Source organism: Alistipes putredinis DSM 17216 (assembly GCF_000154465.1).
Classification (GTDB): domain Bacteria; phylum Bacteroidota; class Bacteroidia; order Bacteroidales; family Rikenellaceae; genus Alistipes; species Alistipes putredinis.
In genome coordinates this window covers 383,322-404,078 of the sequence record NZ_DS499577.1, presented here as the reverse complement: position 1 = coordinate 404,078, position 20,757 = coordinate 383,322, and the positions used below count along the sequence as shown (strand labels likewise).

Here is a 20,757-nt window from a genome sequence, read left to right as displayed (position 1 = left end):
TTCCGCGACTCGTTAAAAACTGTGAAAATTATGTTTGAGACTAAAGCAACAATACTCCGATCGTCCAAGCACTTCGAATAACAATTCGGATCGCTTTGCAGGCAAAAATCAGGTATGGCCCCCCCTTGACAAGGCAACAAACCGACAAATCTTATAAAAACAAAAAAGAGAGCGATATCTTAATTCGGATACCGCTCTCTCAAATTCAAATCCCGAAAAGTTATCGGACATTATCAACGTTTCACACTGAACACCTCACGAGGAGTATTCGCCTGCCGCACACTCTGCAGTGCATTCAACAGCCCGGCAACGTCGGCATCCGGTTCTTCGGTATCGGGCAGTTGCAACACAAGACCGTCCGCCACATCCTTTCTTATCAAATAATAAGGACCAACCGGATCTTCATATTTGTTATTAAGCAGTTTGTCTTGCTCGACATCTCCCGTAGAACTGATTCCATACGGCCACATAGACATTATATAAGCACCTTCATTGTTCCCATCCATATAATACAGCGGACAAATCTTAATCACAGTCTTATTGAGATTTCCCATAAAACCGATGAATCCTTTCGACCACGAAGGCATATTCTCATACATTTTATCATCATAAGGCAAATAAGTATACACTTTTTCGTCACCGACAGTTCCGACAAAATTGTACCAGGAAACATACTTCCATACAATATCCCCCTCCGTCTCTATGTCCTGAGGAAAAGATATACCTATCTTATGATAATTGTCTTCCGCCGGTTCGAAATCCATTTTTATCGCAAAATCCCGGAATTTGTTTCGATCCCCGCCCCATCCCTTGAGATAAAACGATTTCTTATCATCAGCAGGAGAAATGGTAACCGGAAATTCTTCACCCACTTCCTGTACATCGAGTGATCCATTCTCCTCCTTTACAGTACCGGATGTCTGCAACAGCCACTCTCCGGCAAACTGTTCGTAAGTCGATTCATGCAGCATCTGCACTTCCCGAGCCTCGTACCAAAATCTATAACTACGAGAAACCTCGCCACTGACGACTATTTCAGAAAGATTTTTTCCAACCGGCGCAACAATAAAATAATAATGATCGTAACCGGTGAAAGCAAAAGGAACACTTTCGGCATCACCTTTCAAAATCAATTTATCCGCCACAAGATCGTCCCAAGTTTTGCCCAACTCCATATAATAATCGATATCCTCCTGCATCCACTCCTTCGGATCTCGTTCGCTATTGGAAGGAATAGCACTTACCCAATAATATACCTCGGAATCGGAAGGCTTCACTTCGGCGTAAGGATAAATAAACGCATTCTCAATATAGCGCTCATAAGGTGTAACGGTAAATGTTACGCTTTCACCTCCTAAAGTCCTTACAGTTCCGGAAAACCAATCCGAAATGGTCTTTCCTCCGGCCTTTGCAACCACTCGGACCGAATAATCCGTAGCAGGCAGAAGCCCGTCCAAAGAAAAAGTCGTCGTCTCGGTGTTCTGTGCAGCAACAGCAACGACTTGGCCGTCTTTCTCATACGAAACCTCGTATCTGTATGAATCCGCTGTTTCCAAGGCATTCCACCCGGCAGTAAAAGAGACACCGGTAATCGCGCTGAATGTCACTTCCGGTGCCGGAAATTTATTATCATCTCCTTTCGTACCGTCGTCGTCACTATCGCATGCCACAGTAATACAGGAAATACAGGCGACGAAAAATAACATAATTTTTTTCATACCAAAATATTTAAAATTTAAAATCAGCCATAGCCCGGAATTTGTATTTCATCCCCTTATCCAGTTCCTGAGGCATCTCGATCATGGCTCCGGATGCCATATCGAACGCATAAGCCATCCGCGCCGAGCATTCGGCGGAAGTCCAATAGACTGCATCGGACAACGGGACACCGCCCTTCTCCTTGAGAGTGTCGTTAAACAGCTGTTTGTTCTTCCTTATTTCGTCGTCAGACAGGCTGCCTCCTCCTCTCACTCCGGAATAAGCCTCGTACAAAAGCCCTAACTCTCTCTGATCCGGCACATACCAGTTTTTAACTCCCATAACATCCTTTTCACTGCACCACAGGAACCCGGGATAATTCTCCCGCCATCCTTCCATATTATATACACAATCCGTATTATATCGCCCCGTCTGTGGGAAAGAAGCCATCGGTTCTTCGTATTTGTAAGACCATATGGCTTCAGTTTCATCGAGCGAAACCACAGTTCCACTCTTACCCTCCGAATCAATATATATCACGATTCCTTTTACAAAGCCGTTCTCGTAATAATCCCCTATTTCGTAAGTCGTCGTCACGGGAGGAATCGGATCTTCCGGTTTTGTAGGAGTCTCCTCGGAATCCTTGCCGCAACCGGTCATAAGACCGGCTGCAACAAGCATCATCAAAAATAAGATTTTAGTTCTCATAAAAACATCACTATTCGGACAACTCCTCGATGTCCACTGTTATTGTTCCTCCTGTTATATTATCGAAACCGTCTCCGGTATCCGCAGGGCTTGTATGCCAAAGTTTATAGACTTTCGTGGGAATTCCCGCCTCGTCATAAGCGACGGAATAGCCATACCAAGTCTGTCCGAATTGTGCGTCCACTTTGTATGAGCTTGAACTGGGCCACTTGGACGCTTTGAGCAGCTCCCTCACTTCGGAAGCCGTCTTGCCAGCCCACTCGTCCTCTCCGACAAACGACTGAAAATAGTGCTCTTTCGAATTATTCGCATACGTCCAAACCCTATACATATTCCGGTTCTCCTCCGGATAGCCGTACGACATTACGATGAACTCCAGGGAAGCCAGGGTCACCTGATCCGCAACGGTAGTGAATTGGGTCGTAACCGGCTCTGTCGTATAGGTACCGTCGGCCTTGAGTCCAAAAACATACAGATAATACGTAGTACCAGGAGTAAGCCCGCCGATCTCTATCGGCACAAACAGATCCTCCTTGCCGTTCATGAGAGCACGAGAAAGGAACTCTTTACGCGTCATCACGCCCGAATTCGGATGAGAATCGTTCCAATCTTTCACTCTGGCATCGATAAATGCGTCCATATGAGCCTTCAGACCGGCAGTCTTGTCCCCCGAAATAGCGTCGTATTCGGCTTTCGTGATATAATTGAAAAGGAATGTTTCATTTTCATAATTACCGTCAGCCCTTACCGTAACCATCGCATCGATCTTGGCTATGCTCGATACGCTAAGTTCGTATTGGACCGAGGACATCACTGCCGGCGACGTATTGACCTCGACTTTCTTGAGATTTATCTTGTCGTCGAGTTTCGGCGATCCGTCCGGATTGCATGCAAAGATCAAAAGATAATATTTGTCGTTGGGAATAAGGCCTCCGAACGAAACATTCGCAACATCCGCATAAAGATATTTGGAAATATTCTGGTTATAAGCATCGTAAATCGTCTGAATGATTTCGGCATCCGATTTGGCGTCGGCAAAATACTCCTGAAGCTCCATCATAACGGCAAAAGCCTCACTCTGCTCTGCCGTGACTATAGCCGAATAAGCGACATCGGTAACGACTTCGGAGGATACCGTATAAGAATTTTTAGGAGATTCGCTCGTCCTAATAGTTTCTACCGTAGCCTCCGAAATACAGGTTCCGTCATTGGCCACACAGACTGCGAAGGCATAATAAGTTCCCTCCGGCAGAAGATTTTCAAACGAGGAATCGGAAGTTTTGCCGCTAACAGTCACTTCAGCAATGAATTCCGGCAACGTGTAAGTCGCATACCGCTCGGTTTTTTTCCACTCTGCAAGATAGTTCTCGACAAAAGCCGGTAAATTTGCCGGATCACCTCCACAGTAATCCATATATACGGCAGGGAGAAGAATGTCGTAATAATATACGCAATCCGTTCGGTCCGGCTCGACATTCAGCGTAAACGACGTCGGCGTCACGTCCGAAGCCGTAATCTTGAAATTCACCTCTACTTGCTCGACGACCAATGTCTTGAATTCATAAGTATTGACAGTCGTAAGAATCTCCAATTCGGTCGATAATCCATAGGCGTAAAAGACATAATCGGTCTCCGGAACAAGCGTATTATATTTCCACTCCTGCTCTCCTTTAAGCAATGCCTCCAGCAAGAACTCCTCGACCCCGACTCCATTAGCCTCCGCGAGGGCTTTTATATTTTCGATGTTTGCTGCCTGCAAACTCTCAAGATTTTCAAACTGGCTGAAATCCGACTTTTCGAGCACTCCGAAAAAGTAAGTCATATTCTTGTCTTCGGGAGTTATCTTCACCTTGAACGAACCTTGCGTCAGCTCCAAAGTCTCGAATTGAAAGTCAGACGTCGGCTCTGGCCCCGTTCCCTCGGTATCATCGTCGCTACAACCGACCAAAGGAAGCAGGCAAACCGCTCCCATGAACAAAAAACGTAAAAACAAGTTCATAACAATAATAATTTAAAATTAAACAACCTTCGAAGAGATCCTTTAGAAGCAATTTCTCCTTTTCGAAATTTAAATTATAAAAAAGGTCATGGAAATCCAAGCTCAATTTCCCCCCCCGAAAAAAGCAACAAATAGAAAAGTAAAAACAACAAAACAGACAAAAATCATCCGATCAAATTCTATTTATTTTTGAAAAAAACAAATATTAGACATACACGTACTATAATACTCAAAATCCCTGCGATCTTTTTAATTTCAATGAATATCAGAAAAACCAAAATACTCCTTTATTATCTGCAGCAAAACATCTTTAAGCCGCAGATTTCTCATCTTTTAACCGAACACTCCGACTTATAGCCCGACCGATCCTCGTTAGGAATAATTATTGCATAATAATTAAGATAAGATTCGAAATGACGAATCCACACACGACAAACTTCGATTTTTCCAACCGTTTATGAATACAAACGACTTTGCATTGACCATCCTGTTCGGAATCAAAAAATTCCTCGCCTGGATCGGCATTCCGTCCCATATGCTCGACAAAATGGACGAACTCCTGTTTCTGATCGTAATCGTGATTATCGCATTCATCGTCGCGGGAATCGTCCACGCCGTATTGGTGCATCTGGCGAAAAAGATTCTGAAACGCAAACGCGTCGGATTCTTCGAATCGATGTTCAAATACGGCGTATTTCGGAAGCTGACGGCCATCATTCCGCCACTGATGGTTTCCGCCCTGCTGCCATTCGCTTTCAGCAAAGATTCCGCCTGGTTCATCCTGAGCGAGAAGATCACCTGGATCTATTTTTTCATCGCCCTGATTATCTCCGTAAATGCCATACTGAACACGGTCGGAGATGAGCTGAAAAAGAACAAGCAACTGAAAAACCGCCCGATGAAGGGCTTTATCCAGATATTCCGCGTGGTTTTCTACTGCGTCGTCGTGATCGTTATCATTTCGATCCTGATCAACAAATCGCCGCTCAACCTGATTACGGGACTGGGTGCTTTCACAGCCGTATTGATGCTGGTGTTCAAGGATACTATTCTGGGACTGGTCGCAGGCGTAATGATCTCCGAAGACGACATGCTGCGCATCGGCGACTGGATCGAAATGCCGCAGAACAACATAAACGGCACCGTTATCGACATATCCCTGGATGTCGTGAAGGTTCAGAACTTCGACAACACGATCGTAACCGTCCCACCCTATTCGCTGGTTTCGGGTTCGTTCATCAACTGGCGGGGCATGAGCGACTCGGGCGGACGGCGCATCATGCGCGAATATACCCTGAAACTCGATTACATCAAACCGTGCACGCCGGAATTTCTGGAGAAAATGAAAGCCTTCGACAAAGAACTGGCGCAATTCATAACCGAAAAGCAGAAGCAGGCAGCCGATGGAAAAGTCGCCAATACGGACAATCCAGAAGGACTGGTGAACGGAACTATCGACACGAATCTCGGTCTGTTCCGGGCCTACATGGTGATGTATCTGCGGCGCCATCCTTTCGTCAGCAAAGAACTGCTGCTGATGGTGCGGACACTGCCGCCGGTAGCCAACGGCCTTCCGGTCCAGATCTACTGTTTCTCCTCGAACAAAAACTGGCCGAGTTACGAATCCATCCAGGCAGAAATCATGGAACACTTCGTTTCCGTATTGCCGGCGTTCGAACTCTATCCGTTCCAAAACGCAGACGCCCGCGATATGATCCTGAGCAGCTACATCGAATCCGCCAAAGTCGATCTATCGACACTGATCGGAATCCCCTGGCATACGACCGTCACGCAAAGCAACCCGTTCGATGTAGAAAAACAGGAGGCGCAAGACTCATCTCCGAAAGCATAACCGATTCGGGATTTCACCCGCTACCGACAAGGCAATATCGGGATAAGCGAACTTCGGGAACAGGCATAGGTTCGCCGAGGTTACAACAGCCGGACGGACCCGCCCCCGACCGATTAGGACCAAACGAGAAACACCCTGCCGGAATCGGCAGGGTGTTTCTCGTTACTCGCAGGGCAACGTCCGGTAAAAACCGCATTTTCACCCCCCCCTTCTCGACACGCTTCTCCGTTTATATGGTCATGGCGAAAATCTGCCCGCCATAAAACAGACCGCCCCTCGTCGGCTGCTCTTCCGTCAGACGATGCTGGCACCGCCATCGACGACCACGTGCTGACCGGTGACATAACTCGAAGCGTCGGACGAAAAATAGAGGATCGTACCGTTCAGTTCGCCCCGGCGACCGGGACGGCTCATCGGATCGGTGAAATTGTACATCCTCATGAACTCCTCGTTTTTGAAAAGCGTATCTTCGGTCATCTCGCTCTCGAAAAGTCCGGGGCAAACAGCATTCACCGTAATACCATCGACGCCGTACGAAGCGGCCATTCCGATCGTCAATCCCAAAACCGCCGCCTTCGATGCGTTGTAAACATGTCGGGCCAGCAACGGACTCTTGTCCGCGATCAGTGCGTTCACGGAAGAGATATTGACGATCTTGCCGTAACGGCGTTCGCGCATGTGAGGTACGACGTATTTGCAGACCAGATAAGCACCCCGCACGTTGGTATTCATCTCTTTGTCCCATTCATCGGTGGTCAGTTGCTCGACAGTACCCGGCACGGCGACACCCGCATTGTTGAGCAGAATGTCGATCTTTCCAAAGCGAGCCACGACCTGCCCGATCGCTTTGCGGACCTGCTCCTCGTCGGTCACGTCGCACCCCACGACAAGCACTTTACGCCCCGTTGCGGCTATTTCGTCGGCTACGGTCTTCAGTTTCTCGACCCTGCGAGCCAACAGTGCCACGTCAGCTCCCTGACCGGCATAAGCCCGGGCTGCATCCGCCCCCAGACCGCTCGACGCACCGGTTACGACAGCAACCCGTCCCGTCAAATCAAACAAATTATCCATATTGCATTCGATATTAGTACAACAATTCCCGCTTCGTGCCTTCTCCGTACCCGAACGCCGACCGACGCAGCTCCCCCTGCCGACTATTCACGAACGCCGTCCGTCAAAACCGTTTGGTATAACGATGACAGTACGGCTGCGTACCTTTACGGTTGTAGTAGTTCTGATGGTATTGTTCAGCCGGCCAGAAGCGGGAAGCCGGAGTTACGTCGGTCACCACGCTATACCCTTTCTCCTTCAGGATACGGATCAGCCGTTCGGCAACCTCCTTCTGCTCAGGGGTAGTATAGAAAATCTCCGACCGATACTGATCGCCCAAGTCGGGTCCCTGTCCGTCGAGCTGGGTCGGATCGTGTATCTCGAAAAAGAGCCTGGCAAGAGTTTCGTAAGAGACTTTCGAAGGATCGAACTCGACTTCGACGGCCTCGGCATGGCCCGTTTTATGGCTGCACACCTGCTCGTAGGTGGGATTCTCGGTATGGCCGCCGATATAGCCCGAACGAATGCTCTTCACTCCGTCCACCTTACCCAGCATATACTCCACGCCCCAGAAACAACCGCCGGCGAAAATAGCCCGTTCGGTTTGCACCGATTTCGGCGGCTCGGCTGACGAAGTATTTTCAGGCTTTTCGGCAGAAGCCGCTGCCGGTTCCGCGACCGGCATGGTCGGAATGGCCGCCGGTACGAAATCGAGGGAGAGGGAATTCACGCAATGGCGCGTATTTTTAGCGGTAAATCCTTCGTCCGTAAAGACGTGGCCCAAATGGGCTCCGCACTTGGCGCAGAGAATCTCCGTACGGCGTCCGTCGGCATCCGGTTCGCGGCGCACGGCACCCGGAATTTCATCATCGAAGCTGGGCCAGCCGCAGCCGGCATCGAATTTATCCTGCGAACGGTACAACGGAGCACCGCACCGGCGGCAGCGGTAGGTGCCGTCTTCGTCGTGGAGGTAATATTTACCGGAAAAGGGAGCTTCGGTTCCTTTTCGAACGATCACCCGCTCTTCTTCGGGAGTCAATGGTTTCATATTCTGTGCATTTAAAGTTATTGCCATGCCCGTAAGCACGGTCGCAATCGACAAACAGCGTATCATATTTTTCTTTCCTGCAAAAAATACACCGAAATTGTCCGAAAACGTATTCATCCATACGTAAGATAACGACCTCTTCCGTGCAACCGGAAATCCGGCCGGTATCAGCGAGGAATGAAGTAAAAAGAACAAAAAGCCGGAGCAGAATACCCTGCCCCGGCTTCGAACGATATATCGGCGAATTACTTCACCTCTTGCCCCCGGAGGAATACCCGGTGGATAAGCAGAGAGGTATAGGCATACGGCAGATATGCCACCGAAGGAATCTTCGTCGTGAGGAAGAAGTTCGCCTTCTTGCCTACGGTGATCGAACCGTACTCGCTGCTCAAGCCCATGGCGTAAGCACCGTTCAGTGTCGCGGCGTTGATCGCTTCGGCCGGCGTCATACGCATCTTGATGCAGGCCAGCGAAACGATCATCTTCATACTGCCCGAAGGCGATGAACCGGGGTTGAAATCCGAAGCCAAAGCCACGCTCAAACCGCCCTCGATCATTGCCCGTGCAGGAGGATACGGCATCTCCAGGAAGAAAGCGGCACCCGGCAGCATCGTCGGCATCGTACCGGACGTACGCAGCACTTCAATCTCCTCGGCCCCCATGCGCTCCAGATGATCGACGGACAGCGCCTTGTTGCGGACACCGACCTGCACACCGCCCGAAACGGCCAGCTCGTTGGCATGGATCTTCGGCACGAGACCGTACTCGGCACCCGCACGCAGGATCTGCTCCGTCTCTTCGACGGTGAAGAACCCCTGGTCGCAGAAGACATCGACGAACTCGGCAAGCTTCTCCCTGCCGACGGCAGGGATCATCTCCCGACAGATCAGGTCCACATACTCCTGCTGGCGGCCTTTATAGGCCCGGCCTACGGCATGAGCTCCGAGGAAAGTGGCACGGACGGTGATCGGCGAAGTTTCGCGGATGCGACGGATCACCCGCAGCATCTTGAGTTCATCCTCGGTCGTAAGACCGTAGCCGCTCTTGATCTCGACGCAGCCCGTACCCATTGCGATAATCTCGCGGATACGTTCCATCGCCTGCTCGTAAAGCTCGTCCTCGGAAGTTTCGTGCAAGCGGTCGGCGGAATTCAAGATGCCGCCGCCCCGCTTGGCGATCTCTTCGTAGCTCAAGCCGTTGATCTTGTCCAGGAACTCCTGTTCGCGGCTTCCGGCATAAACCAGATGGGTATGCGAATCGCAGAACGAAGGGAAAAGCATGCCTCCCTCCGCATCGACGACTTCCGTGTCGGGAGCCACCTCCGGCATCTTGTCCATCGTGCCGTATGCAGCGATACGATCGCCGTCGGCCAGCAGCCAGGCGTTGTCGATCTCGCCGAGTACATTCATGTCGCGCCCCTTGACCCGAAGACGGCCGCTCTCGTCCACGCCGACGATCTTGGCTATGTTCTTAACGAGTAACATTACAATTTCTCGGTTTGAAGGAATTTCACCGAAGCGTCGATCAACGTGTACATCACCTGATCGTTCTCGACGAACGGCACATGCTTACGGTAAGCTGCCAGCAGATCCTCGATGGGCTTCGAAGAACGCAGCGGACGGCGGAACTCGAGGGCCTGTGCCGCATTGAGCAGCTCGATAGCCAGCACACGCTCGGTGTTCAGCACCACACGGTAGAGCTTCGTGGCAGCGTTGGAACCCATGCTGACGTGGTCCTCCTGACCCTGCGACGAAGGAATCGAGTCGCACGAAGCGGGCCAGCAAAGACCCTTGCTCTGGCTCACGATCGAAGCGGCCGCGTACTGCGGAATCATGAAACCGCTGTTCAGACCCGGCTTGGCCACCAGGAACGAGGGCAGCTCGCGTGCACCCGAAATCAGCTTGTAAATACGACGCTCGGAGATGTTGCCCAACTCCGCAACAGCAATAGCCAGGAAATCCATCGCCAGAGCGATCGGCTGTCCGTGGAAATTACCGGCCGAAACGATGATATCCTTCTCGGGGAAGATCGTCGGGTTATCCGTAGGGCTGTTGATCTCGGTTTCGAGAACACCGCCTACATAGTCGATCGTATCTTTCGACGCACCGTGTACCTGGGGAATGCAACGGAACGAATAGGGATCCTGCACGTGCTTCTTCGGACGGGCGATCATCTCGCTGCCTTCGAGCAGGCGACGGAAATTGCGAGCCGTAGTAAGCTGTCCCTTGTGGGCACGGATTTCATGCACCTCGTCGATGAACGGGTTGATGCGGCCGTCGAATGCGTCGAGCGACATCGCGCCGATCAGGTCGGCCCACTCGCTCAAGCGACGAGCCTTGATAAGCGAATATACGCCGAAAGCCGACATGAACTGCGTACCGTTCAGCAGGGCGAGGCCCTCCTTCGATTGCAGCGAAATAGGCTTCCAGCCGAACTCCTTGAGGACTTCGTCCGAAGGACGCCGTGCACCCTTGTACTCCACTTCGCCGAGGCCCAGCAGCGGCAGGCACATGTTGGCCAGCGGAGCCAGGTCGCCCGAAGCGCCCAGCGATCCCTGCTGGAACACGACCGGCAGCACGTCGTTGTTGAAGAAATCGACCAGACGCTGTACGGTTTCGAGCTGCACGCCCGAATTGCCGTACGAAAGGGACTGGATCTTGAGCAGCAGCATCAGCTTCACGATCTCGGCAGGAACGCGCTCGCCCGTACCGCAGGCATGCGACATCACCAGGTTCTTCTGCAACTGCGAGAGCTGGTCCTTGTCGATCGAAATATTGCAGAGCGAACCGAAGCCGGTCGTAATACCGTAGATGGGCTCTTTCTGGGTTTCCATCTTGTTATCCAGGTATTCGCGACAACGCACGATGCGTTTTTTCGCATCTTCGCTCAAGTCGATTTTGATATTGTTTTCCAGAATTTCGCGGACACGATCGACCGTAAGATACTCCGCGCTGATATGATGAATCATCGTTGTATTTCTTATTAAAGGTTAATACTCAAAAATAAGTCGAATTGTTTTTCGGTGCTCTCGACGTCCGGCGTACAGGGAATCCCCTCCGCTTCAGCCAATCGAAAGCATTCTCTCCGTCCGGCAGCAACCGAACGGAGAGAAGACCGATCTATTATTTCACTTCGTCGATAGCCTTGCGAACCAGCTTGTCGTCCGCCAGGTTGGGAAGGGTCACCTTCAGGCCCGGGGTACGCTCCATCTCGCGTTTGATAGCGAACATCGCGCCCTCGTTGCGGGCCCAGCTGCGGCGTGCGATACCGTTGTTCACGTCCCAGAGAAGCATCTCCTTGATATGACGCGCGGAATCCTCCGATCCGTCGATCACCATACCGAAGCCGCCGTTGATTACCTCGCCCCAGCCTACGCCGCCGCCGTTGTGGATCGAAACCCAGGTAGCGCCGCGGAACGAGTCGCCGATAACGTTCTGCACAGCCATATCAGCCGTACGGTTCGAACCGTCGTAGATGTTCGAGGTTTCACGGTACGGAGAATCGGTACCCGACACGTCGTGGTGGTCACGACCCAATACGACAGGTGCGGAAATTTCGCCGCGTGCGATAGCGTCGTTGAACGCGAGCGCGATCTTGGTGCGGCCCTCGCTGTCGGCATACAGGATACGTGCCTGCGAACCTACGACCAGCTTGTTCTTGCCAGCCTCCTTGATCCAGTGGATATTGTCGTCGAGCTGTCCGGCGATCTCCTTCGGAGCGGTCTTGCGAATCTCTTCGAGCACTTCGGTAGCCAGACGGTCTGTAGTAGCCAGGTCTTCGGGTTTGCCCGACGTACATACCCAGCGGAAGGGACCGAAGCCGTAGTCGAAGAACATCGGCCCCATGATATCCTGCACATAGGAAGGATAGCGGAAACGACCGCCCTCGCCCATGATGTCGGCACCGGCACGCGAAGACTCCAACAGGAAGGCATTGCCGTAATCGAAGAAATACATACCCTTGGCGGTCAGCTTGTTGATCGCAGCCACCTGGCGGCGCAGCGACTCCTGAACACGCTTCTTGAACTCCTCGGGATCCTCTGCCATCATGCGGTTGGACTCTTCGTAGCTCAAGCCGACGGGATAGTAACCGCCTGCCCAGGGGTTGTGCAGCGACGTCTGGTCGGAACCCAGATCGACATTGACGTTCTCGGCAGCCAGACGCTCCCAAAGATCGACCACGTTGCCCTGGTAAGCCAGCGACACGGCCTCCTTGTTCTCCTGTGCCTTCTTCGCACGGGCCAGCAACTCGTCGAGCGAGGTGTACACCTCATCGACCCAGCCCTGCGAATGACGCGTATGCACCGCTTTGGGGTTGATCTCGGCCGTGATGCTCACCACACCGGAGATATTACCCGCCTTCGGCTGCGCACCCGACATACCGCCCAGACCGGCCGTCACGAAGAGCATGCCGCGAATGTCTTTCTTACCCTCGGTAAGACGTTTGCGGGCTGCGTTGAGCACCGTGATCGTCGTGCCGTGCACGATACCCTGCGGGCCAATATACATATAGGAGCCGGCGGTCATCTGACCGTACTGCGAAACGCCGAGCGCATTGAAACGCTCCCAATCGTCCGGTTTCGAATAGTTCGGAATCACCATACCGTTGGTTACGATCACGCGCGGAGCGTCGGGATGCGACGGGAACAGGCCCATCGGGTGTCCCGAATACATCACCAGCGTCTGATCGTCGGTCATCTGGGACAGATACTGCATCGTAAGCAGATACTGCGCCCAGTTCTGGAACACGGCACCGTTACCGCCGTAGGTAATCAGCTCGTGGGGATGCTGCGCCACAGCCTTGTCCAGGTTGTTCTGGATCATCACCATAATCGCAGCGGCCTGACGCGACTTGTGGGGATACTCCTCGATCGGACGGGCATACATCTCATAATCGGGACGGAAACGATACATATAGATACGACCGTACTTGTGCAACTCCTCGGCGAACTCGCGGGCCAACACTTCGTGGTGCTTGGCCGGGAAGTAGCGCAGGGCATTGCGGATGGCCAGCACGCGCTCCTCCTCGGTGAGTATCTCCTTACGCTTGGGCGCGTGGTTGATGGTGGGATCGTACGGTTTCGGTGCGGGCAGCACATCGGGGATACCCGCCTTGATCTGCTCCTGAAATTCCTTTACAGTCATTGTTTTATATGTATTAAATTATTTAATCTTGCTCTCGACGATTTCCAGAATCTCACGCTCGGCTTTCTCCGCATCGGCGACGATCCGGTTGGCCTGGCCGATCAGGTCATCGGCGACGGCACGGTCTTTCAGACCGGCGGCATTGATCTTCACGTTCAGACACGCACCCAGCACGGCGCTGCGGGCAGCCAGCGCTCCGACGCCGGCGTCGGTTACCGAATTGGGATTTCCCTGTTCGGCCATCGCCTTCACGATTTCGAACACCTTGAACGAGGTCTGCATCGTACGCAGAGGCACCTGCGTAGCGTAGAGCGTAGCCTCCTGCAATGCGGCGCTACGGGCAGCTTTCTCCTCGTCGGTACCCTTCGGCATCGAGAATACGTTCATGATCCGGTTGAACGCTTCGGTATCCTCATCGACCAGGTGCAGCAACTCGGTCATCAGCTTCTGGCCTTTGTCCGCCCAGTCGGAGAACTCCTCCCAACGTGCGTCCCAGCCGGGTTTGTGCGACGACAGGTTGGCGACCATCGTACCCAGGGCAGCGCCCAGCGCACCCATGTAAGCGGAAATCGAACCGCCGCCCGGAGCCGGGGACTCGCTGGCGGTCTCCTCTGCGAAGCCGGTGCAGGTCAGATCGACCAGTTTCTTCTTCTTATTGTCCGCTTCGATCAGGTATTCGATCACCTTCTCTTCCGGTTTGAACGGCTTCAACTCGTCCAGACCCATCGACTTGATGGCGATACGGATGATCTCCTCCTCGGAAATACCGGTCGAACGCTCCTGCTTCTTCAGGAAATAGCGGCCCGCCTCGATCAACGTGCGCTTCGGAATCAGGCCGACGATCTCGGTACCGGTCACACGCACACCGCGTGCGTTGGCGGCGCGGCAAACCTCGTCGAAAGCCACGTGGAGCGGCGTAACGGAAATATTGGTGATATTCATCGAAACCTGGGCGATCTGGTACTCGTCGATGAACCAGCCGATCGCCTTGGTAGCCTTCAGCGTACCGGGCTTCATGATGGTCTTGCCGTTCTCGTCCTTCAAGGGTTTGCCTACGGGCGAATTGCCTTCGCGTACCGGACGGCCCTTTTCGCGCACGTCGAACGCGATGGCGTTGGCGCGACGCGTCGAAGTGGTGTTCAGGTTGTAGTTCACGGCGATCAGGAAGTCGCGTGCACCTACGGCGGTGGCACCCGTGCGTGCTACGCCCTCGTCGAAGGGACGGTCGCCGAAATCGGGAGCTTTGCCTTCGTGATTCATCTTCTCGGGCAGCGCCTCGTACTCACCGGCACGACATACGGCCAGGTTGCGGCGCTCCGGCGTAAAGGCAGCCGCCTCGTAGCAATAGGTCGGCACATGCAACTCGTCGGCGATGCGCTTGGCCAACTGACGGGCCAGCTCGGCGCACTCCTCGAGCGTAATACCCGCGATCGGGATGAGCGGACATACGTCCGTGGCACCCATACGGGGATGCGCTCCCTTATGATTACGCATATCGATAACCTCGGCAGCTTTCTTGACGCCCTGGAAAGCCGCTTCCAGCACGGCTTCGGGTTCTCCGACGAAGGTAACCACCGTACGGTTGGTCGCTTCACCCGGATCGACGTCGAGCAACTTGACTCCGTCAACCGCCTCGATTGCGGAAGTAATCTGCTGAATAACAGCCTTGTTACGGCCCTCGCTAAAGTTGGGCACGCATTCAATAATACGTTTTTCCATGTATTTTAGAGTATGTTAAGAATTTGTATTCGCTTCAGAATTAGCCCGTAAAACAGACCTACAAATATACGAAATAAATAAATATCCCTCCAAAGAAAGTTACAAATCTTTTATCGAAACGGACTATACGGTTACAAACTATCACGTATTCCACGGCCGAATCTCACAATACGACACTTTTCGCAACGATAAAACGGGCCGGGATTCGATCCCGGCCCGCCGCAAACAAACTTTTCCGGACATTACCCGATCGTCACGACGATACCGCCCGAAAACCAGACGCCGGGCATCTCCAACCCGCCGAAATCGAAATAACGGGTATCGGTCATGTTCATCACGTCAAAATAGAGCTTCCACCCCTTCTTTTCCCACGACAGACGGCCGTCCAACAGGAAATAAGGCTTGAAGTCACGCACTTCGGTCATCATCTTGCCGTCGGGATCCAACATCAGGGAACCGTCCGCATTACGCAAATAATAGGTATAGCTGCCGTTGCGGTCATATACCGCACCGGTCAGCGTGAGCGAACAGTTACGCAGAAAACGGAATTCGACCGTCGCCGCCGCTTTGTGCTTCATATAATCCAGCGCACTGGAAGTGATGACCCGATCGACTTTGCTCGTATGGATATAGCCGTATGAAACCGAAATCCGGTGCAGAAACCCGGTCGTCGTATAACCGCCCGAAACCTCCAGTCCATAGGTGTCGAGCTTGCTCTCCTGCTCGGAGTGCCACTTGCCCAGCTCCTCGCGCCAAACCCAGTCGATGATGTCGCGCCCCTGCCGGTAGTAAGTAAACAGCGAAGCATTCCACCCGCTGCGGGCGTAATCCGCCGCGAAACGATAGGTAATCGCATGTTCAGGCTTCAAATCCAGATTATTGAGCTGTGCAGGGGATGTGTAATAAAGATCGGTGAAGGTAGGCAGTCGCATCGACTGGGCCGCACCGACCTCGAGCCGCAGCCCACGCACCGGACGATAGCCTCCCGAAAGACTCCACAGGGCCGAAGTCCCATAAGGCGTGAAGCTCACCCCGGCCGAACCGGAAACGTCGAAACGCTCCCACTGTTTGACATGCCGCAGCCAGAGATTTCCCACGTGACGGTCCTTGGCATGGGTATATTTGCCGTGCGGAGTCGGAAGCGGCTCGCCGAGATTGGTGCTGTAAATGTGGTTGTAGGTGTAATCGCCTCCCAGGGAGGTCACACCGCCCTTCCACGTACAGTCGGCCCAGAACTCGGCTCCCGCATTGTCCGTATTGTGATGATTCATCGGCGTACCGCGCGTCCAGTCGTAACGGTCGAAATTCTTGCGGTAGCTGACCGACGAATTGAGCGTGAAACGCCCGACGGATTTCACCCATCGCAGCGAAGAGAGCACCGTCGAAGTATGCTCGAACTGATCGGGATTGTACGCGGCATAGAAACCGTTCGAACCGAACGACCGGTTCTGATAACCGGCCTGGAAATCGAAAAATCCGGCCTTTTCACTGTCGTAGTTCATCCGCAAGTAACCGTTGTAGTTCTCGAAATCGGTGTTGTGGATATACCCGTCGCTGCGACGGTACGACCCGGCGGCAAAAAGGGAAAAACGTCCCTTGGTCACGGCCCCCGAGAGATTGCCGTACGCATAGCCGTCGTCGCCGCCCGCCGCCTCGATGCGCAGATAGCGGGATTTGAGAGGCATCGTGCGGATATTCAGGGCCCCTGCATACGCACCGACGCCCGATACGCCGTCGATCAGATCGATTCCCGCGATGCAATCTATGTCGATCGGCAGCGAATGCGACTGATGACCCGTTCGGGCATCCGTAAAGTTAATACCGTTGAGCATGACCATCGTCTGGTCGAAGGAACCTCCCCGGATCATAATGTCCGCCTGCGTTCCCCTGCCGCTCCGTTCCCGAAGATCGATCGCAGGGCTCAAACGCAGCACAGACTCGAGGGTCTGGACCGGCGCCGAAGCACCCGCCTTTCGATCGAAAACGGAGGTGGACGACATCGCACTGCGCGTGGGGGTGGCTTTCACCCCCGTCACCTCGACCGTTTCGATCTCCAGCTCTCTGGCGATCGTAAGCGAATCGACGGTCTGCGCCTGCACGGGCGTCGTCGTGGACAGGAGAATGGTGGACATCGAAACAGAGAGGACTCCGATGGTAACCTGGCGCCGAAGGCTCGCGAAAGCGGCGTAACCCTTGCGACACCAGCGCCTGAAGCGCGGAGTACGCTTTGTTTGGATCTCTTTCATCCTGTAAAAATTAAAGTGATTAATAATATCGGCCTCGGTTCCTCTGTAGCGGAACTTCGGCCTGTCGGGGTGCAAAGATAATCCATTTGTCCGGACACACAAACGAAAAGGCCGGCCCTATGGCTGGCCGGCCTCTCTTTTCCATTCTATTTTTTATTACCACTCTTTCACCTTTTCGGATGCCTTATCGACCAATTCCTTGGTCTTGTCAAGCACTTTGCCTGCCTGCTCCTTGGCCTGTCCTTTCAGTTGCTGCGCCTGCTGGCGGGCGCTTTCCTTGACCTGGCCGGCTTTCGCTACGACCTGTTCTTTCACCTGACCGGCTTTCGCGGCCACATGCTCTTTCACATCCTGTACCGTATCGGACAGATCCGCCTTCAGACGCTCTTTGTCCGCATTCAATTTCTCATTCATACGAATAATTTTTTAGTCTATCTTTTTCTCTTTTTTATTGCCTACGGCAGCTACGATCCACAACAATACGATAGCACCGACTACCGAAGTGACGATACTGCCGATGGTTCCTACGGCGAAAAGTCCGAACAGCGAGAAGATCCAGCCGCCGAGCACCCCGCCGACGATGCCGACAACTAAATTGACGATCAGGCCGGACCCCCGCCCTTTCACGATCAGGTTGGCGAGCCATCCGGCAACCAAACCTATCAATAAATACCACAAGAAAAACATAATCGATAATTTTTTAAGTTCTTTCGATACTGCTTGTACAAAATCTCCGCCAAACCCGAAAAACGACCGGACTTTATCGCAACCGCCCCAACGCCACCTCCGGCCGGACAAAAATCAAGGGACCGCTCCGCAAACCGAACGGAAGATCCGGGAAACAGCTCAGGAATCCGACAGACGGGCAAGCTCACCACATTTGACTACCTCTCGCCTCCGAAATACCTAAAACGGGTGATTGCCCGCCCGTTTTACCCCCCCTACTTTTGCAAACGAATAAAACCAAAAGCCCATGATTAAAAATATCTGCACTGTCATCCTATTATTATTGTCCGTCCTGCCCGCAGCGGGACAAAACCGGGTAAAGGTCAAAATCTCGGGCAATGTCATCACCACAGACGGCGCTCCGGCCGAATACATCACGGTTTCGCTGAAAAATACGGTATTCGGCGGGATGTCCGACGGGGACGGCAATTTCGAATTTGCGGCTCCCCCGGGCGAATATACGATGGTCGTCCAATCCGTAACCGCCCACCGCAAGGAGTTTCCGGTCACCATCGAAACCGGTCGGGAAAACGTATTCCCGAACATCGAAGTCAAGGAAGATATCAACCAGTTGGAGGAGGTGGTCGTCACCGGACAGTTCTCGCCGCAATCCATGAAAAACTCCTTATATAAGGTACGGTCGGTAAACAGCGATCAGATCCGGCAAAAGGCACCCCTGGATGTACAGTCGCTTCTCAACACCGAAATCGGCATCCGCCTCTCGAACGACATGGCGCTCGGAGAAACGGACTTCGAGCTGATGGGTATGAGCGGCAACAACGTCAAAATCCTCATGGACGGTATTCCGATGATCGACCGAGGCTCGACCAAACAGAGCCTCAGCCAACTCGACGTAAACCGGATCGAACGGGTCGAAATCGTCGAAGGTCCGATGTCGGTAGTCTATGGCACGGATGCCCTTGCGGGAGTCATCAACATCATCACCAAAAAGGGACCGGGCTATTCCGGCGAAAGCACCTGGCGCGTGGGCGCCCGCATCCAGGAAGAAACGATGGGCAAGGAATACCAGTTCTTCAACGGCGAAGGTCTTCACAACGAAAGCATCGACCTCGGATTCAATCTTAAAAACGGACTCTACTTCAACGGCGGCTACACCCGCAACGACAACGGCGGCTGGCAGGGCGACCTGACCGGACGCGAAAAGCGCTGGCATCCCAAAGACCAGTCGCTGGCCAACGGTATGATAGGGTTCCAGCGACGCAACCTGAACGTCTGGTACCGGCTGGATTTCCTCGACGAGAAAATCTTCGGTCCTCTGAACGGTACCGCCATCGAACCGGAGAAGGTTTCCGACAAGGACTATCTGACCAAACGATACACCCATCAGTTACAGGCAGACTGGAGACTGGACAACCGGTTGAGCGTCAATCTCGCCCTCTCCTACCAGGACTACAAGCGCCGCACGCAGACCACCTGGACAGACCTCTCGACCGGAGAGAAATGGCTCTCGGCCGAAGATGCCAGTCAGGATGTCACCCAGTACAAAGCCTGGATCGCACGGGCGACGGCAACCTGGAATATCGGCCCGAAGATCAGCCTTCAGCCCGGTTTGGAATACCAATGGACCGAAGGCAAGGGCGGACGCATCGACGGCACCCCCACGATCTCCGATCTGGCATTCTTCATCTCGGCCGAATACAAACCCTGGAGCTGGATGAGCGTACGCCCCGGCGTTCGGGCTTTCCTGATGGCCGACTACGAAGCTCCTGTGGCCGTACCTTCGATTTTAACGAAGTTCGATCTGACACCCGATATGGACATCCGCCTCTCCTATGCCTACGGCTTCCGTACGCCGACCCTGCAGGAGCTCTACTTCTCGTTCCACAACGACAACCACGACATCGACGGCAACCCGGACCTGAAAGCCGAATATTCGAACAATGTCACGGGATCGTTCACCTACCGCATCCTGCATAACGCGCGGATCCGGCTCACCACCACGTTGAGCGGTTTCTACAACGTCTTCAAGGACAAGATCAGCCTGGCGCAGAACGTCGATATTCCCAACTACAACACCTACTACAACATCGGCCGCTACAAAACCCTGGGCGGGGCACTGGAAACCTCGCTGGCATGGGGCGGATTACGCGTGAACGTCAATGCTTCGCTGATCGGACGCTACAACAAATATGCCTCCGACGATAAAAGCCTGCCCCAGTTCCGCTATTCGCCCGAAGTGAGTACGACCATCAGTTACCATATCGCCAAGTCGGGAACGGACATCAGTTTCTTCTACAAATACACCGGCCAGCGCAAGGAGTACTATTACCACGAATACACGACCCCGGACAACAAGAAAGAGAGCGAAATTTACCTGAGGGGACTCCCCTCCTACCACTACGGGGACATCACCGTCACGCAGAAGCTGACCTCGTTCCTGAGCCTGAACGTAGGTGTCAAAAACCTCTTCAACCTGACCGACATACGCACGATCGTAGAATCCGCGAACGACACCCCTTCGGTCAGCTATCTCGGCTGCGGACGCAGCTACTTCATCGGACTGAACTTGATGCTGAACGGAAAATTCAAAAAATAACAAATTCAAT

The 20,757-nt window shown here is 53.1% G+C and carries 14 protein-coding genes; 2 read left to right on the top strand and 12 right to left on the bottom strand.

Features of this window, described 5'->3' with window-relative positions; genetic code table 11:
• Nucleotides 1-233: 233 nt before the first annotated feature.
• Genes ALIPUT_RS02015 through ALIPUT_RS02005 form a run of 3 tightly spaced genes read right to left on the bottom strand, consistent with a single transcriptional unit; the run spans nucleotide 234 to nucleotide 4,405 of the window.
• Nucleotides 234-1,718 carry a fibronectin type III domain-containing protein gene (locus ALIPUT_RS02015; RefSeq protein ID WP_004327957.1) on the bottom strand — a complete coding sequence of 495 codons (1,485 nt, stop codon included), beginning with the start codon at nucleotides 1,716-1,718 and terminating at the stop codon, nucleotides 234-236.
• A gap of 10 nt (nucleotides 1,719-1,728) precedes the next feature.
• On the bottom strand, nucleotides 1,729-2,406 hold the full coding sequence (locus tag ALIPUT_RS02010; RefSeq protein WP_004327956.1) for a hypothetical protein: 678 nt from the start codon (nucleotides 2,404-2,406) through the stop codon (nucleotides 1,729-1,731).
• A gap of 10 nt (nucleotides 2,407-2,416) precedes the next feature.
• On the bottom strand, nucleotides 2,417-4,405 hold the full coding sequence (locus tag ALIPUT_RS02005) for a hypothetical protein (RefSeq protein WP_004327955.1): 1,989 nt from the start codon (nucleotides 4,403-4,405) through the stop codon (nucleotides 2,417-2,419).
• A 457-nt stretch (nucleotides 4,406-4,862) separates the two neighbouring features.
• On the opposite strand from ALIPUT_RS02005, the gene ALIPUT_RS02000 reads away from it, so the two are divergent.
• Nucleotides 4,863-6,257 carry a mechanosensitive ion channel family protein gene (locus ALIPUT_RS02000; RefSeq protein ID WP_004327954.1) on the top strand — a complete coding sequence of 465 codons (1,395 nt, stop codon included), beginning with the start codon at nucleotides 4,863-4,865 and terminating at the stop codon, nucleotides 6,255-6,257.
• Nucleotides 6,258-6,551: 294 nt separating this feature from the next.
• Here the strand turns inward: ALIPUT_RS02000 and ALIPUT_RS01995 are convergent, their stop codons facing one another.
• From ALIPUT_RS01995 to ALIPUT_RS01955, 9 genes are all read right to left on the bottom strand, one after another.
• Nucleotides 6,552-7,328 (bottom strand): SDR family NAD(P)-dependent oxidoreductase, encoded by a 777-nt coding sequence (locus ALIPUT_RS01995; protein WP_004327953.1) that lies wholly within the window; start codon nucleotides 7,326-7,328, stop codon nucleotides 6,552-6,554.
• 103 nt (nucleotides 7,329-7,431) lie between these two features.
• Nucleotides 7,432-8,355 carry a bifunctional methionine sulfoxide reductase B/A protein gene (locus ALIPUT_RS01990; RefSeq protein WP_040293347.1) on the bottom strand — a complete coding sequence of 308 codons (924 nt, stop codon included), beginning with the start codon at nucleotides 8,353-8,355 and terminating at the stop codon, nucleotides 7,432-7,434.
• 245 nt (nucleotides 8,356-8,600) lie between these two features.
• Nucleotides 8,601-9,839 carry an imidazolonepropionase gene (gene hutI, locus ALIPUT_RS01985; RefSeq protein WP_004327951.1) on the bottom strand — a complete coding sequence of 413 codons (1,239 nt, stop codon included), beginning with the start codon at nucleotides 9,837-9,839 and terminating at the stop codon, nucleotides 8,601-8,603.
• A complete protein-coding gene (gene hutH / locus ALIPUT_RS01980; RefSeq protein ID WP_004327950.1) occupies nucleotides 9,839-11,323 on the bottom strand; it encodes a histidine ammonia-lyase in 1,485 nt (494 codons plus the stop codon). Before hutH ends, hutI begins: the two co-directional genes overlap by 1 nt.
• Nucleotides 11,324-11,477: 154 nt before the next feature.
• Nucleotides 11,478-13,499, bottom strand: a complete 2,022-nt coding sequence (locus tag ALIPUT_RS01975; RefSeq protein ID WP_004327949.1) for a urocanate hydratase — start codon at nucleotides 13,497-13,499, stop codon at nucleotides 11,478-11,480.
• Between the two features lie 18 nt (nucleotides 13,500-13,517).
• Nucleotides 13,518-15,218 (bottom strand): glutamate formimidoyltransferase, encoded by a 1,701-nt coding sequence (ftcD, locus tag ALIPUT_RS01970; RefSeq protein WP_004327948.1) that lies wholly within the window; start codon nucleotides 15,216-15,218, stop codon nucleotides 13,518-13,520.
• 242 nt (nucleotides 15,219-15,460) lie between these two features.
• Nucleotides 15,461-17,464: a TonB-dependent receptor gene (locus ALIPUT_RS01965; protein ID WP_040293090.1), complete on the bottom strand. Its 2,004-nt coding sequence runs from the start codon at nucleotides 17,462-17,464 to the stop codon at nucleotides 15,461-15,463.
• Between the two features lie 156 nt (nucleotides 17,465-17,620).
• Nucleotides 17,621-17,878, bottom strand: a complete 258-nt coding sequence (locus ALIPUT_RS01960) for a hypothetical protein (RefSeq protein WP_004327946.1) — start codon at nucleotides 17,876-17,878, stop codon at nucleotides 17,621-17,623.
• A gap of 12 nt (nucleotides 17,879-17,890) precedes the next feature.
• Nucleotides 17,891-18,151: a GlsB/YeaQ/YmgE family stress response membrane protein gene (locus ALIPUT_RS01955; protein WP_004327945.1), complete on the bottom strand. Its 261-nt coding sequence runs from the start codon at nucleotides 18,149-18,151 to the stop codon at nucleotides 17,891-17,893.
• A gap of 286 nt (nucleotides 18,152-18,437) precedes the next feature.
• On the opposite strand from ALIPUT_RS01955, the gene ALIPUT_RS01950 reads away from it, so the two are divergent.
• Nucleotides 18,438-20,747, top strand: coding sequence for a TonB-dependent receptor (locus ALIPUT_RS01950; protein WP_004327944.1), 2,310 nt, complete (start codon nucleotides 18,438-18,440; stop codon nucleotides 20,745-20,747).
• Nucleotides 20,748-20,757: the final 10 nt, after the last annotated feature.